This is a genomic window from Candidatus Pristimantibacillus lignocellulolyticus (assembly GCA_023639215.1).
In the GTDB taxonomy this organism is placed as follows: Bacteria; Bacillota; Bacilli; order Paenibacillales; family Paenibacillaceae; genus Pristimantibacillus; species Pristimantibacillus lignocellulolyticus.
The window spans coordinates 4,849,653-4,865,452 of sequence record CP097899.1 but is presented as its reverse complement, the minus strand read 5'-3'; the positions used below and the strand labels follow the sequence as shown (position 1 = coordinate 4,865,452).

At 38.1% G+C, this 15,800-nt stretch carries 12 protein-coding genes and 1 other RNA gene; 12 read left to right on the top strand and 1 reads right to left on the bottom strand.

Annotation, left to right across the window (positions count from 1 at the left end):
* The first annotated feature begins 2 nt into the window (after positions 1 to 2).
* The 5 genes from rpoD to rnpB all read left to right on the top strand — a co-directional run bounded on the left by rpoD (position 3) and on the right by rnpB (position 4,611).
* Entirely contained in the window at positions 3 to 1,133 is a 1,131-nt protein-coding gene (gene rpoD / locus NAG76_21200) for an RNA polymerase sigma factor RpoD (GenBank protein ID URN94306.1), read from the top strand.
* A 76-nt stretch (positions 1,134 to 1,209) separates the two neighbouring features.
* Entirely contained in the window at positions 1,210 to 2,046 is an 837-nt protein-coding gene (locus NAG76_21195; protein URN94305.1) for a hypothetical protein, read from the top strand.
* Positions 2,046 to 2,819: a class I SAM-dependent methyltransferase gene (locus tag NAG76_21190; GenBank protein ID URN94304.1), complete on the top strand. Its 774-nt coding sequence runs from the start codon at positions 2,046 to 2,048 to the stop codon at positions 2,817 to 2,819. Before NAG76_21195 ends, NAG76_21190 begins: the two co-directional genes overlap by 1 nt.
* Complete coding sequence (locus NAG76_21185) at positions 2,795 to 3,916, top strand: Nif3-like dinuclear metal center hexameric protein (GenBank protein ID URN94303.1); 1,122 nt, start codon at positions 2,795 to 2,797, stop codon at positions 3,914 to 3,916. Before NAG76_21190 ends, NAG76_21185 begins: the two co-directional genes overlap by 25 nt.
* A gap of 291 nt (positions 3,917 to 4,207) precedes the next feature.
* An RNA gene (gene rnpB / locus NAG76_21180) (RNase P RNA component class A) lies at positions 4,208 to 4,611 on the top strand.
* 80 nt (positions 4,612 to 4,691) lie between these two features.
* Here the strand turns inward: rnpB and NAG76_21175 are convergent.
* On the bottom strand, positions 4,692 to 6,536 hold the full coding sequence (locus NAG76_21175) for a S8 family peptidase (GenBank protein URN94302.1): 1,845 nt from the start codon (positions 6,534 to 6,536) through the stop codon (positions 4,692 to 4,694).
* Positions 6,537 to 6,697: 161 nt separating this feature from the next.
* Here NAG76_21175 and NAG76_21170 point away from each other — a divergent pair, with 161 nt between their 5' ends.
* The 7 genes from NAG76_21170 to glgB all read left to right on the top strand — a co-directional run bounded on the left by NAG76_21170 (position 6,698) and on the right by glgB (position 15,784).
* A complete protein-coding gene (locus NAG76_21170; GenBank protein ID URN94301.1) occupies positions 6,698 to 7,198 on the top strand; it encodes a YpuI family protein in 501 nt (166 codons plus the stop codon).
* 55 nt (positions 7,199 to 7,253) lie between these two features.
* The gene (locus NAG76_21165) at positions 7,254 to 7,466 is read left to right on the top strand and encodes a DUF1540 domain-containing protein (GenBank protein ID URN94300.1); all 213 of its coding nucleotides are present in this window, start codon (positions 7,254 to 7,256) and stop codon (positions 7,464 to 7,466) included.
* Positions 7,467 to 7,472: 6 nt separating this feature from the next.
* Complete coding sequence (locus NAG76_21160) at positions 7,473 to 7,916, top strand: hypothetical protein (GenBank protein ID URN94299.1); 444 nt, start codon at positions 7,473 to 7,475, stop codon at positions 7,914 to 7,916.
* A 218-nt stretch (positions 7,917 to 8,134) separates the two neighbouring features.
* A complete protein-coding gene (locus NAG76_21155) occupies positions 8,135 to 8,914 on the top strand; it encodes an ABC transporter ATP-binding protein (GenBank protein URN94298.1) in 780 nt (259 codons plus the stop codon).
* On the top strand, positions 8,890 to 11,394 hold the full coding sequence (locus tag NAG76_21150) for a hypothetical protein (protein ID URN94297.1): 2,505 nt from the start codon (positions 8,890 to 8,892) through the stop codon (positions 11,392 to 11,394). The genes NAG76_21155 and NAG76_21150 overlap by 25 nt, the downstream gene beginning before the upstream one ends.
* Positions 11,375 to 13,681 carry a UvrD-helicase domain-containing protein gene (locus NAG76_21145; GenBank protein URN94296.1) on the top strand — a complete coding sequence of 769 codons (2,307 nt, stop codon included), beginning with the start codon at positions 11,375 to 11,377 and terminating at the stop codon, positions 13,679 to 13,681. Before NAG76_21150 ends, NAG76_21145 begins: the two co-directional genes overlap by 20 nt.
* A 198-nt stretch (positions 13,682 to 13,879) precedes the next feature.
* A complete protein-coding gene (gene glgB, locus NAG76_21140) occupies positions 13,880 to 15,784 on the top strand; it encodes a 1,4-alpha-glucan branching protein GlgB (protein ID URN94295.1) in 1,905 nt (634 codons plus the stop codon).
* The last annotated feature ends 16 nt before the right edge of the window (positions 15,785 to 15,800 follow it).

Below are 15,800 nucleotides of genomic sequence, written 5' to 3'. Positions count from 1 at the left end.
AAATGGCGAATGATCAGCATACTGAATTAGATACTGAGCAAAAGTTGGATCATGCGAAGGATCAACTGATTGAAATAGGTAAGAAAAGATCTTCTTTAACTTATAAAGAAATAATGGAGAAGCTTTCTCCCTTTGATCAGGAACCAGAGCAAATCGATGAATTTTTCGAACAATTAGATGACCTTGGTATTGAGGTGTTGAACGAAAAAGAAGAAGAAAATCCACTTGCGCCTGCTGGAGAAGATCAGGAGCGTGAAGGGGATGACTTTAATTTTGATGATGATCTAGCGTTGCCGCCAGGTATCAAAATTAATGACCCTGTACGTATGTATCTTAAGGAGATTGGTCGAGTTCCGTTGCTATCTTCAGAAGATGAGATTGAGTTGGCTATTCGTATTGAGAATGGTGACGAGGAAGCGAAGAAACGTTTAGCAGAAGCTAACTTACGACTTGTTGTAAGTATTGCAAAACGCTACGTTGGACGTGGAATGCTTTTCCTTGACTTAATTCAAGAAGGTAACATGGGTCTTCTTAAGGCAGTTGAGAAATTTGACTACGAGAAGGGCTTTAAGTTTAGTACGTATGCTACATGGTGGATTCGTCAAGCCATTACGCGTGCGATCGCTGACCAAGCACGTACGATTCGTATCCCTGTTCATATGGTGGAAACAATCAACAAATTAATTCGTGTTTCTCGTCAATTATTACAAGAACTTGGACGCGAACCAACTCCAGAAGAAATTGCTGCTGAGATGGAATTAAGTACTGAAAAAGTGCGTGAAATAATGAAGATCGCTCAAGAGCCGGTATCACTTGAAACACCTATCGGTGAAGAAGACGATTCTCATCTTGGTGACTTTATTGAGGATCAAGAGGCACTTGCACCCGCAGATGCAGCTGCTTACGAATTATTAAAAGAACAGCTTGAAGATGTTCTAGATACTTTAACAGAGCGTGAAGAGAATGTACTTCGCTTACGTTTTGGTCTAGACGATGGTCGTACACGTACACTAGAAGAAGTAGGTAAAGTTTTTGGTGTTACTCGTGAACGTATTCGTCAAATCGAAGCGAAAGCTCTGAGAAAGCTTCGTCATCCAAGCCGTAGCAAACGACTAAAAGATTTCCTTGAATAGATGATATATGATGAGATGACCTTTCTGCGCTGCAGTTAGGTCATTTTCTCAATAACCTAAGGAAAGGAATATGTGCATGAAAGCTGAACGTAGAACGATAATTGTTCGAGAAATCGAACATTGGCGAAGATCTAAGTTATTGCCTGATCATTATTGCGACTTCTTAATAAACTTGTACGCTGATCCAGTAGCTGCTCCAAAATCGGAGGTTCCAGACCATATTGTCGGTAAAGCAATAATGGCTGTTTCTAATGCTACAGGAAAACAATGGTTCCTAACTTTTGGGATTTTCACCTTGATTTCGTTTGTTGTGCTTTATTTTAGCGTTTTTCACATTGCATTGCAAATCGCTCTAATTTTAGTTGGAACCGGCCTGTTATTATGGCTAGGAGAACGGATTCGTGTGAACAATCCTCCAATGGGATTTTTGACAATAACGTTAGGTCATCTATTATTTTTGTGTGGCGGATTATTTATTATTCACGATCAAGAGTATACAGAATGGTATTGGAACGGCGGATTAATTGTCATATGTTCATTGATATGGATCGTATATGGAATTAAACAAAAGTTAAGTGCACTTCACTTTGTCGGATGGCTAGCCTTTCTCTTATCGTATTCTTTATTACTACATCAGCTTACAGCAGCTCAAGAGTGGTATGAGGTTCAATTGTACTGGATGCCACTAGCTATTCTTTATGGTTGGGTATCTTGGTTTATCCATCGCTTCAGCAAGGCTGTAGCGGGCGTCATGTTATTAACTGCAATTTGTACTTGGTTTATGCCGGAATTATTCCAATTTATGTTCATTGATCAAACGGACTTTATTCATCTCCAACTTATTGCTAAAATGATTACTGGTGGATTAACTTTATTTTTACTTCGAAAACAATGGATGGTGTGGGTAATTTAATGATTCTACTTTCTAAGAGACTTCAAACAGTTGCAAATTACATAACAGTAGGAAATAAAGTAGCAGATATCGGTTCTGATCATGCGTTATTGCCAGTATATCTCATTCAGTCAGCTAAGTGCCCTTCGGCAATTGCAGGTGAGTTGAATGAAGGACCTTGGCAAGCGGCACACAAGCAGATCGCAAATGCAGGCTTAAATGAGAAAATCGAGGCTAGACGTGGCAATGGTCTAGCTGTCATTACTCCTAATGAAGTTGATACGGTTACCATATGTGGTATGGGCGGCGTATTAATGTCCGATATTCTTGAAGAAGGTCTTCAAGCTGGAAAATTAGAGGGAGTCAAGGAATTAGTACTTCAGCCGAATGTAGGTGAAGATACGGTTCGGAGATGGTTAGTTCTTAATCATTGGGCTCTTATCGATGAGATTATTATTGAAGAAGATGGAAAGATTTATGAAGTTCTTTATGCTATCAAATCAGTAGAAGCAGAACATCATAATAAGCAACTATTCAGTGGTTCTCATATGTCTCTACCATATAGTGAAGCAATAAATGAAACAATTATGTTCCGTATGGGACCACATCTAATGCCAAAGCGCGATCATGTGTTACGTAAAAAATGGCAATCAGAATTACAGAAACTCGATTATATCATGACATCGCTACAACAATCTTCATTAGACTCAGCTAAGACGAAGCTTGAGGCTACCGAGCAAGAGAAAAATCAAATTTCGGAGGTGCTGGAATGGCTGTTCACGGACAAACAATAATACAATATATGGAACAGTTCGCACCGAAATATTATGCAGTTGAACATGACACAATTGGCTTACAATTAGGAACCCTCGACAAAAAAATTGACAAGGTGCTTGTCACGCTTGATGTTACATTAGCAGTTGTTGAAGAAGCAATTTCTATCGGAGCACAACTAATTATCGCGCATCATGCGATCATTTTCAGACCAATTGCCAAAATTGATACTTCTACTCCTGCTGGAAAATTGTATGAACTACTAATTAAAAATGATATTGCAGTATACATTTCACATACAAATCTTGATGTTGCTGTAGGTGGTGTTAATGACTTATTAGCTGATGCAGCTGGGATGTTGCCAGAAGGGCGTAAAATCCTAGAAACAACTTACGTAGATCCGTTGTACAAACTAGTCGTATTCATACCTCAGACGTCAGCAGACAATGTTCAACAGGCGATATGGCGTGCAGGTGGGGGACATATAGGTAATTACAGTCATTGTAGTTTTCAATCTGCTGGTATCGGGACATTTATGGCCCAAGAAAATAGTAATCCCTATGTTGGGAATAAACATGAGATCCATCATGAGCAAGAAGTTCGATTTGAATGTATCGTACAAGGCAGCAATCAACGTAAAGTAATACAAGCAATGATTAAGGCACATCCATATGAAGAAGTAGCGTATGATCTTATTCCAGTTCATAATCAAGGCGCTCAATATGGGTTGGGACGAAGTGGTGCACTTGCAGAGCCAACAACACTGGGGCAGTTAGCTGAGAAGCTTAAAAAGGCATATGATGTGCCTTCACTACGTGTTGTAGGTGATCTTAACACGCCTATTAAAAAAATTGCAGTACTTGGTGGGATGGGTGCCAAATATGTGAAATCCGCAAAATTTTCAGGTGCTGATGTGCTAATTACTGGAGACATAGATTTTCATACTGCTCAAGACGCTCTTGCAGATGGTATGACTATCATTGACCCAGGTCATCATATCGAACAAGTGATGATCAAGGGTGTCACAAATTGGCTTACGAACAAATGTAGTAAAGAAAAAGCAGATGTGAAAATTATTGCGTCTTCAATTCATACGGAACCTTTTACTTTTGTTTAGTTATATTTCTTTTGTTTGTATATTGATTGAGATATTACTTAAAATCAAAGTTCAAAAAGTGGGCTTTCAGAATCGAGAAAATGTAGCGCTACTTAAGGGAGGAGGAAACGCAAGTGTACATGTTTGGTACACGCGTACCGGACTTCCTAAGTTCGCTTCATATTCGATGTCGACTGTGCTACGTTAGCATACTCTTCGTTATCAAAGTCCGCTTTTTGAACTACCTCTAAAATTTCCAACCTTTTCTCTTGAGTTTTTGAGAGTAAATAGGTATACTGTAATCTGCATCGGAAAGTTTGACAGACAATCGCTGGTAGCCAAGATGCTACGAGAGGAAAGTCCGGGCTCCGCATGGCAGGATGCTGGATAACGTCCAGTCGGCGCAAGCTGAAGGATAGTGCCACAGAAATGGACCGCCGATGGCTGACTTATGTCAGAACAGGTAAGGGTGGAACCGTGGTGTAAGAGACCACGAGGTGCGTAGGTGACTACGTTCCTGGTAAACCCCATCTGGAGCAAAACCGAGAGAATGCAGTAGCTTTGTGCTACAGCCTTAGCCTGAGGCGCGTTCGGGTGAGTTGCTTGAGCCATATAGCAATGTATGGCCTAGATAGATGATTGTCGCTTGTAGTGGGAGGGTCGTTCCCGTTATTACCACTTATAGTACAGAACCCGGCTTAAGGCAAACTTTCCGCACGACTAATGCTAACAACAAAGAGCCATCCACATATCGATTTCGTTATTGCGAAATGATATGTGGATGGCTCTTATTGCTTTATCGTTTTATAAGTTTGTCTAATTTGTTCTTAACAGATTGAGGATATGTTTGTAGTGTACCTTGAAATCCTGCGGCCATAGTTAATGCGTGGTAAACATCGATTTCACCGTAGCCAAAGTAATCATCTTTACCACTATCGCCTAGGTCAGTTGCGCTTTGTCGCATAATCTCCATAACTTGAACATTCGTGAGCAATGGATTAAGTGTTCGGATTAATCCTGCTAACGCAGCCACATGTGGAGATGCCATTGAAGTACCAGATAAAGAAGAGTATTGACCTCCAATGTAAGTGCTCGCTATGGAATCGCCTGGGGCTACAACATCGATGTAATCACCATAATTGGAAAATGAAGCTCGTTCTCGACTATTATTTGTAGCTCCAACTGCGAATACTTCTGGATATGCAGCTGGATATCCAGGACGGCTCGTATTGTCATTACCGCTTGCCGCGACTAGAACAACATCATGATTGTATGCATATTGAATAGCCTCATGTAAAAAATCAGCTGATGCGTAATTACCAAGGCTCATATTAATAACTTTTGCTCCATGATCAGTAGCCCATATTATCCCTTGAGCAACACTATACGTAGAACCTGCACCAGTACTATTGAGTACCTTTACAGGTAATATTTTGTTATACCAAGATACTCCTGCAATTCCCTCATCGTTATTAACTGTTGCACCAATAATACCTGCAACATGAGTACCATGCCCAAAATCATCGTTAGAATTAGTTGAGGAGTCATTCACGTTATAACCTTCTAGAAGGCGATCTTGCAGGTCAGGATGATCCACTTGAACACCGGTGTCTAACACAGCGATAATAACATCTTCAGTACCTTTAGATAGATTCCATCCTGTTGTTGCTTGTATATCTGAAATATTCCATTGATACTTCTCGAAAAGAACATCGTTAGGCTTTACTTCTGAGACTGTTTCTTCGTTCGTCATATACAAATAGTGAGGTTCGATAAATTTAAGTTCATAATTCTCTTTAAAATAAGCGATTAAATGTTCTGTACTTAATTCATTCGATTTGAAAATAAAAGTATTACCCATTTTAAGAACTTGCTCAACATGTATTTCTTGCTTTAACTTATCAAGTTGTTGTTGATCAGGCTGATTAATAAATTGAACAACGACCTCATTTTTGTAATAATGACTTGCATTTCCATTATCCTCTCCATCAATAACCGTTGTATCTATAGTAGAATTGGGTTTGACCGATTCAATTTTCATTTGCCCTTCTGCAGGATAAGGAATTAAGCGTAAATTGTTCCGTTGATGTTGTTCAACTAGCGGTATAATCGATTCTTTTACAACGGCAATGACTTTTGTATGATCTTCAACTAGACCAAGTACTCGATATTTTTCATGGTCTAAGCCATAGAAGTTTTCGGAGTCGTATAGATCACCACTTACATAAAGCTGATCAGCTTTTTTCATATATGATTTTGCAATGGATTGTTCTGATCCAGGGATATCTCCTCGCTGTATTTTTGCATTATCATTTTCCCAACGGAGATATACATAATGAGGATGCTCTTTTTGGAAACGAGACATAATGGCTGTAGCTTCCTTTGCGTCTTTTTCCTTAGCCAATAGCTCTAAATCAGACTTCATCTCGGTCATCACCAGCTGCAAACTATTGTCCATATTCTTTTGTAAAATTTTTAATTTTTGTTCTTCTTCAATGGAAGCATGTTCGGAATCATTCTTTACGTTTAGCTGAGGTAATTGTGCTATTTCATTGTTCTGTTTATCTTTATTGGGCACAAGCTGCATCATTAAGATAACAATTACAATTGCACCAATAACGGCATACCATTTTTTGGACATATTTAACACTCCCTATTGTTCTGTTATGTTGTATCCTTATTTTTAGTAAAAGACAGTTTTTTATGCAGAACAGAAAGTTAAATAGTACCGTTTTGTAACAATTTGTGATAGGATATAAATGTTATAGTTTTGGTTTGGAATATGAAAGGGGATCTACCAACATGCCTTCGACTAATGTTAAGGGGCTGAGTGAATCAGCTCGTGAGAAACTAAAGGAAGCGATTGCTCAACTTGAACCTTTCCTTAACAATTTCTCACTCGATCATCTAATAAGTGAAGAGAAAACAGAAGAAGAACAACTATTTTACAGAGGTTTTCTAGCTGATTTACGCCATTTGCTTGTTTATTCTGAAGTTTCGTTTGAGAAGCTAGGAGTTCTACTTAGAAGACCGAATTTTGATACTGATTTTGCTGAACGCGCATTGTATGAAGTTTATCATAATTGTGTAAATGCCTTTTTCTATCCAAAGAATGAATGTTATTCTGAGGATGGACGTTATGCATATACTGGACAAGATGCTATTCGCTTCCGTTTTAAACCGAAGCGTGAAGCTAGAAATGTTATTATGAATATTACAAAATATTATGAAGACCTACGCGACGAATTGGCATATTACGAAAGTGATTACATGACTCAACGTCGAATGATGGGGAAAAAATAGGATCGAATAAATCATCTCAATATCAGGGTAAACTGATAGTGGAGGTGATTTTTTTATGCCAAAAGGCGTAACTTGTAGTGTAGCGAATTGTAACTATTGGGAAGAAAATAATCAATGTGGTGCAGCATCTATTCAGATTGAAATTGACGCTCATGCTAATCGGAATTTTATGAATGAGTTTGCCAATGAATTATTATCTCCGGAACACCAAGATTCAGCTAATCAATCCGCAGAGACATGTTGTCTAACTTTCAGTCCGAAGGGGTGATTGTAGATGGCAAGAAACAGAAAATATGGCGGTATGAGTCGTAATTATCGCAATCTACCGATAACTCATCGGAGTAATATTCCTAACGATGATACGTCAGTTCTTCAACATGAACCTATTCCTCCATTAGAGCATGGTGGAATATATGAAGAGATGGGAGCTGACTTCACGTATGAAGAGATGATTGCTTACGATCATGCCCCTCGAACGATCATGAGTTTCAATGAATCGGATCAACGTGTAAGTGCTATTGGTTGGTACGTCGGCACTTTAGCATTAGTTGTTGCGATAAGTGCTTTATTTATCTGGCCATTTTGGACAGGCTTATCAGCTTTAGCATTATCTTCTATGTCTTACTCGCAAGGAACAAAAGCAATTGCTTGGCTTTCAGGTACGATTGCTGTCGTTGCCATTGCATCCTCAATTTTTGAATATTTTATTTTATTATAGTTAACTGATTAATTTAGCAGGTAGAAGTTCACTTTCAAAGGTGTGCCTCTGCCTGCTTTTTATATCTTTTGTAGACGTTACTTTTGTAGTTTCAGTATTGAAAGCATTATTTACTTATTTTATTGAGGATTGAATTCGCTATAGATACTTAGGAAGCAAAGAGGGTTATATCGTGGTAAAATGATTATATAATTACAGTTGTTATGGGAGGAATAGTCGTGATTGTACAAATAGATAATGTAACGTGGGAACGAGAAGATAAAGTAATATTACAAGATGTGAACTGGTCAATTCAGCAAGGTGAACATTGGTGTTTACTTGGTTTGAACGGATCTGGGAAAACTACTTTACTTAATATGATTAACGGCTATCAGTGGCCAACATCTGGTTCAATTAGTGTATTAGGTCATCGCTTTGGTACATATGATTTGCGTGAGCTTCGCAAAGAAATTGGTTGGGTAAGTACGGCACTTCAGCAAAAGCTTTATGGTAGTGATGACGCACTCGATATCGTATTAAGCGGAAGAGAAGCATCAATAGGGGTGTATGACCAACCTTCGGCTGAAGATATCGAGAAAGCGATGGATCTCTTGGTGGCATTACGTTGCGATTATCTTGCACATCGTGCATATCGTACGTTGTCACAAGGAGAAAAGCAAAGAGTATTAATTGGTAGAGCACTCATGAATGAACCCAAATTATTAATATTAGATGAACCATGTACTGGACTAGATATTATTGCAAGAGAGCAATTACTAGATATGATTAGCAATATTTCTTCACAACCTAATTGCCCGACATTAATCTATGTGACGCATCATGTAGAAGAAATATTACCTTGCTTTAGTCATACTTTGTTATTAAAGACAGGTGAAATATTTGCACAAGGAGAAACATCTCAAGTATTAAAACCTCAGACAATGAGTCAGTTTTATGAGGTTCCGGTACAGTTAGAAAAGGAGAATGAGCGGTTTTGGTTAACGATCTCGAAGAGATGATGGAAGAACAAATGATTCGAAAATCACTAAAAATCAAATTATACGACTGGATGAAAAGAAGATGGCAATTCATATTAATGAAAGAATCTGCTTTCATTATATCTTTTTCGCTTATCTTCATGCTTTCACTATGTGTACAGTGGGTATTAGTTATTCCAGGTATACCAACTGGACTAGGTATTATTTTTGATTATTTAATATTTGGAAGTCTATATGTTACTTTATTGATCATTGCGTTCATTTTATTGAAATCGATACTAGCCTTCTTCTATTTGCATAAATGTGCAAGTATGATTGCAAGCTCAGCTATATTGATCACGCAAAGTTATTTATTAATGATGAAATCGAATTGGGGATGGAAAGTATCCATATTCATGACTGCAGTAATTATGATCATTACGATTGTGGTCGCTTTATATGCAGCGTATTTACATGCATACCGGAAAAAGACATTCTCCTATATTTTGAGCAATTTAGTTATCCTATTTCTTGTTGTTGCATTAGGTAATGAGGTTCGTCAGCATTTTTTTGGCGAAAATAAAGATCTAATCACTCAGTTATATGAGGATGTTTTGTTAAATCCTGGTATATCACAAAGTGACGAAGATAGTAGTGCGGATATTAGTGATGATAACAGTGCGGAGATGGATCTTGATGGAAGTACTGAACAAGTACTACTATCATTGAACAGATTTCCGATTAATCCTGCCCAGCCCGGTAGTTACGAAGTAAGACATTATGATTACGAAAGCTATGCGGATGATACTGATCTTATGGCTGAAGAAGTGGAAGATATTATCTACACTGCACCTATGGATGGATCAGATGTGTTAAAGGATTGGAAATGGACGAAAGAATTATATTGGGGTTTTTCCGAAGATCAGATTCCGATCAATGGTCAAGTTTGGACTCCAGTTGGCGAAGGTGAATTTCCAATCGTATTTATCATGCATGGCAATCATGTAGGTGAAGAAGATTCCTCAGATGGTTATGCGTATTTAGGTGAATTACTAGCTTCACAAGGGATGATTGTGTGCTCAATTGATGCAAACTTTTTGAATTACTCTGTCTGGTCAGGAATCGTTGATGATGATCAATTGTTGCGCTCTTGGCTAATGCTTGCCCATATTACCTCATTTTACGAGCAGCAATATGATCAGTTATCGATTGATTGGGATCAAGTAGCTTTAATAGGTCATTCGCGTGGCGGTCAAGCGGCAGCTATGGCAGTTGATGCGAAAAAATGGTTAGTAGATAATGAAATAACAAATATATTAGAGAAAGTATCGATTAAAGCTGTAGTGGGAATAGCTCCTACAGATTATCGTGTCGATAGTAAACAAGCGAATTTGTATAATGTGAACTATCTAACACTACATGGGACGATGGATTCTGATCTTACAGAATCATTTGGTGATAGACAGTATGAGCGAACCAGATTGAATGAAGAAGGTCACTTTAAAGCTACAGTTGAATTATATCATGCCAATCATGGGCAATTTAATACAGTATGGGGTAAGTATGATGAGCAGTTTCCAGGTGCTATCTTGCTTAATACTGAAGATCTGATGTCAGGCGATGATCAACGTCAAGCTGCTCAAATCTATATTAGTAGCTTTCTACAAGCTAGTCTTTTGCAACAAGATCAATTCAAAGCGATTTTTCAAGATTTTCGAACAGTTGGACAATATCTGCCCCCAACAGGATACGTCACGCGTTATAGTAGTTCAGATGAATCGTTGTTATTCAATTTTGAAAGAGATTATGAAGAACCGGCATGGAGCACTTCAACTGAACTAGAGGCAGAAGTTATTGAACTTAAAGGCAGAAGTGATGGAGATAAGCAGAATAGTGCTTTGTGGCTACAATGGGTTGGAGAGCAACAACATATTACGTTCAACCTATCAAAGCAACAGCAGTATATGCTCAATAAAAATATTGAAGCAATTACGATTTCTTTTGCTCGAACCGAATATCGTCAAAAAGAGGACTCAAGTAAAGAGGATGAATTTAAGACGAAAACGGAGAATTCTAATGCTAATCTCAACAGTTCGGTAACTAATATTGAAGAAGAAACATTGAAGGAACAGAATGAAACTACACCGAGTAAAATCAGTGATCCTATAATTGAAATAGATAAACTGGACGTAACATTACCTGTTGAGTTAGAATTGTATTCCGACTTATTTGGAAGCATTCAGTTAGATCTAGCTTCATACTTCAGTTTGTTAGCGCCTGCGGAAGATGATTTCACGAAGTCTAGCTTACTTGAAGAGCGTATTAAGAAGGGGAAGTATGATGTTAATGTAGAACCATTATTACAAACTTATATCATTCCAATTGATTTATTTGGCGAAAATATAAATTTATCCGACATGGAACAAATCTCGTTATATCTCAACCAACCATCAGGAAGTTTAATTGTAGATAACATAGGAGTTATTACAGAGGGAGGAACATATGTCCAGTACAACAGATGATCGAAACAATGAAGAGCGACGTGTACGAGATATTATACAATTAGTGCGCAAGCGCTTAGAGCATATAGAGGATGAGAAGGGTGATGTCAAATCAGAAATAGTTAATATTAAAACTAATTTCTGGGACGATGTAACTTTGAATTTTGAGGATGCTGCAGAATCTGCCGAAAGTCATGCAAGTATGAAACAACAAGCAGAATTACTCTCAGAACGAGAGCGTAGTTATAGACTGATGTCTGAACAAATTCGATTGTTGCATAAATTCGAACAGAGTCCCTATTTTGGAAGAATTGATATTTCAGAAGATGGAGGACCTGTAGAGGCTATATATCTAGGAGTAGGCTCATTACTCGATGATAATAATGAGAACTACTTAATCTACGATTGGCGGGCACCGATAAGCAGTGTCTATTATGATTATGGGCCTGGACCGATAACTTATCGTACGCCTAGCGGTGTCATTCATGGTGAAATGACATTGAAACGACAATACAATATTCGTTATGGCAATTTAGTAAGTATGTTCGACACTGGCGTAACAATTGGGGATGAGATTTTACAAGAAGTTCTTGGCAAGCATTCAGATTCTCAGATGAAAAGTATTGTTGCTACGATACAGCAAGAACAAAATGCCATTATTCGTAATGAACAAGCAAAATTGTTAGTTGTTCAAGGTTCAGCGGGAAGCGGGAAAACTTCAGCTGCATTGCAACGTGTAGCGTATTTATTGTATCGTTACCGTGAAAGTTTGAACGCAGATCAGATCGTACTTTTCAGCCCAAATCCAATGTTCAACAGCTACGTCTCCACAGTACTACCTGAACTTGGTGAGCAAAATATGCAACAAACAACGTATCAACAATATTTAGAACATAGATTAGGTCGAAAAATGCATCTAGAAGATCCTTTTACACAAATGGAGTACAGCTTAACTCAGTATGAAGATCAAGATTATGAAGCTCGGATGGCAAGTATTCATTTGAAATCCTCTACTGATTTCATGAATGTCATTAATGATTACGTTAAGTATCTAAGTGAGCAAGGAATGAAGTTTAAGAATATCGTATTCCGTGATAAAGTACTCATCTCACATGAGCAAATAACGGAACAATTTTATAGATTAGATCCTTCACTATCGATACCACTTCGCTTGAAGGAATTAACAGAGTGGTTGCTTAAGGAGTTAACAGCATTAGGGAAGTTAGAGCAACAAGAAGCATGGGTAGATGAGGAATTAGAATTACTTGATACTGAGCAATATGCCGAAGCTTTCCAACATCTCATTAACAAGAAGAAGTTCAATGAAAATTCATTCAATGATTTTCAAGCTGAGCGAGATTTCTTAGCAAATAGAATTGTTCAACAACAGTTCAAAAAACTTAGAAGACATGTAAAGCAGCTTAGATATGTAGATGTAAAGGGTGTCTACAAAAAAATGTTTATTCAGAAGCAATGGAGTAATTCTTCCAATCCGCTTTGGACTGACATTGCAAAAATAACATTAGATGCATTATCACGAAATATTATGTTGTATGAAGATGCAACACCATATTTGTATTTAAAGGAAAAGTTAGAAGGATTCCAAACGAATACGAGCGTAAAATATGTATTTATTGATGAAGGTCAAGATTATTCAGCTTTCCAATTGCAATATATGAGAAAAATATTCCCTAGAAGCAGAATGACTATTGTTGGAGATTTAAACCAATCGATATTTGTTCATTCTTCTTTGCAGGAGAAGTTCACCCCTTTCGAGAATTTATTCTCAGAGGAAGAAACGGAGCGCATGACATTGCTTCGTAGCTATCGCTCTACTCATGAGATTATCGAGTTCACAGCTGCGATGATTGAAGGTGGCGACCAGATTATACCGTTCAATCGTCATGGCAGGGTTCCAGAAGTTACTGTACTTGATTCAGCTGCTCAGTATGATCAACAAATCGATGACAAGTTACATCATTGGATACGCGAAGGGTATACCTCAATTGCAATTATTTGCAAGACGGCTCATGAAAGTAAGTTAGTCTTTGAACGATTACAAGATAGGTGGAAAGTATTACGCTTAGTCGATCAAGAAACAGTTACATTCCAGCAAGGTATTATGGTCATTCCTGCCTACCTAGCAAAAGGTGTAGAATTTGATGCTGTTATGATCTATGACGCGAGTTCCACCCAATATCATTTGGAACGTGAACGTAAATTGTTCTACACAGCCTGTACTAGAGCAATGCATGAATTACATCTATTTTCATTTGGCGAACCATCTCCATTTATTCCAAGAACATAACATGAATGTCATGTTTGCAAGCTATACGATATTTATTGTAAGTAATCGTATAGCTTGTTTAAATTCTATGTTGTAAGAAATGGGGGATTTCCGCTTTAATATGATGTATAGTGCAAATGAATGGGCTAGAGGTTCATGTACTACTGTTTATGAAAATAATATAATAGTTTCAAAGCCAAACCTACTGGGGGTGAAGTGATGGATACTGCTATGTTCGGTATTTCAGAGCAGGATCTCTATTTATTCAATCGTGGTTCATCGCATCATAGCTATAGGTTTATGGGCGCACATCCTATTCACTGGGAAGGCGAAGATGGTATCAGGTTTGCTGTATGGGCACCTAATGCGATAGAAGTTGCTATTGTTGGTGATTTCAATCATTGGGATGGTCATCATCATAAATTGAGCTGCGTAGCGAGATCTGGTGTTTTCGTAACATTTATTCCTCATTTGAAAATTGGCTCTCTCTATAAGTATGAAATCTTAACGAAGCACAATGAACGAATTGTGAAAAGTGATCCGTTTGCTTTTTATAGTGAGCGACGACCGAATACAGCATCTATTGTAGTGGGTTTACCAAGGTTTACTTGGACAGACCAGAATTGGTATCGTGAGCAGTCGACAAAGCCATCCTATGAAAAACCAATGTTAATCTATGAAGTTCATGCAGGATCATGGAAGATTAAAGGTAAAGAAGATTATTATACATACACCGAGTTAGCAGAGCATCTAGTTCCGTATGTAGCTGATTGGGGATATACTCATATCGAGTTGTTGCCAATCACTGAACATCCACTCGACCAGTCTTGGGGATATCAGGTTGTTGGGTTTTATAGCCCAACGAGTAGATTTGGATCGCCAGTACAACTGAAGCATTTGATAAATGAATGTCATAGGCATAACATTGGTGTTATTTTGGATTGGGTTCCAGGTCATTTCTGCAAAGATAATCATGGCTTAAGATCATTCGATGGAACACCAATTTTTGAAGGTGCAGATTGGAAGCGAGCTGAGCTACCATTATGGGGTACATTAAGCTTCGATTATAGTAAACATGAAGTTCAAAGCTTTCTTGTTTCAAACGCTATTTATTGGTTAGATCAATTTCACTTTGATGGCTTACGTGTTGATGCCGTTGCTTCTATGCTCGATCTTCACATGGATAAGCCACCTGAATTGCATACTTTAAATGCTGATGGCGGTCATATAAATTTACACGCTATCGCATTCCTCCACAAATTGAATGAAACGATATTTCATTATTACCCCGACGCATTGATGTTAGCGGAGGATTCCTCATCCTACGCATCCGTAACAAAGCCGACATATATGGGAGGCTTAGGATTTAACTACAAATGGAATATGGGCTGGATGAACGATATGCTCAAATACATGTCTCTCCCGCCGTCAACCCGCACAGAACGTCATCATCTCATAACTTTTTCTATATGGTACGCTTTCAACGAAAATTACGTATTACCACTTTCTCATGATGAAGTAGTTCATGGAAAACGATCTCTACTTAATAAAATGTGGGGAAATTACGAACAGAAATTTGCGCAATTGCGATTATTTTATGGCTATTGGATGACCCATCCAGGTAAGAAACTGCTCTTTATGGGTAGTGAATGGGGTCAATTTGATGAATGGAAAGATCAAGATAATCTTGATTGGGATGTTTTGAAGTACGATTCTCATCAAAAAATGCATCATTATTCGAAACAGTTGAATTGGTTATACCGTAACACACCTATTCTTTGGGAAAATGAGTTTAATCCGAGCACGTTTGACTGGATTGATGTAAATAATGCAGAGCAATCTGTCATCTCTTTCAGCAGACAAAGTCAATCTGGAGTGCTTGTAGTTGTCGTCAATTTTTCTCCGCAGTATTATGCTCCTTATCGTATTGGAGTACCACATAAAGGCATATATACGATAATGTTGCATAGTAATGAACTGGAGTACGGTGGTACAACCGAACATGTTCAGAAAGAATTACAAAGTGAAACGATAGGTATGCATGGTCGTGAGCAAAGTATTTCTATTGAACTCCCCCCATTTACATTCATGCTATACACACTTCATTCGGGGGACACCATTTAACGAGGAGATGATGTCC

Coding starts and splice junctions, on each gene's coding strand:
- rpoD (URN94306.1), top strand. CDS start 3: ATGGCGAATGATCAGCATACTGAATTAGATACTGAGCAAAAGTTGGAT.
- NAG76_21145 (URN94296.1), top strand. CDS start 11,375: ATGTCCAGTACAACAGATGATCGAAACAATGAAGAGCGACGTGTACGA.
- NAG76_21185 (URN94303.1), top strand. CDS start 2,795: ATGGCTGTTCACGGACAAACAATAATACAATATATGGAACAGTTCGCA.
- NAG76_21175 (URN94302.1), bottom strand. CDS start 6,536: ATGTCCAAAAAATGGTATGCCGTTATTGGTGCAATTGTAATTGTTATC.
- NAG76_21195 (URN94305.1), top strand. CDS start 1,210: ATGAAAGCTGAACGTAGAACGATAATTGTTCGAGAAATCGAACATTGG.
- NAG76_21170 (URN94301.1), top strand. CDS start 6,698: ATGCCTTCGACTAATGTTAAGGGGCTGAGTGAATCAGCTCGTGAGAAA.
- NAG76_21160 (URN94299.1), top strand. CDS start 7,473: ATGGCAAGAAACAGAAAATATGGCGGTATGAGTCGTAATTATCGCAAT.
- glgB (URN94295.1), top strand. CDS start 13,880: ATGGATACTGCTATGTTCGGTATTTCAGAGCAGGATCTCTATTTATTC.
- NAG76_21165 (URN94300.1), top strand. CDS start 7,254: ATGCCAAAAGGCGTAACTTGTAGTGTAGCGAATTGTAACTATTGGGAA.
- NAG76_21190 (URN94304.1), top strand. CDS start 2,046: ATGATTCTACTTTCTAAGAGACTTCAAACAGTTGCAAATTACATAACA.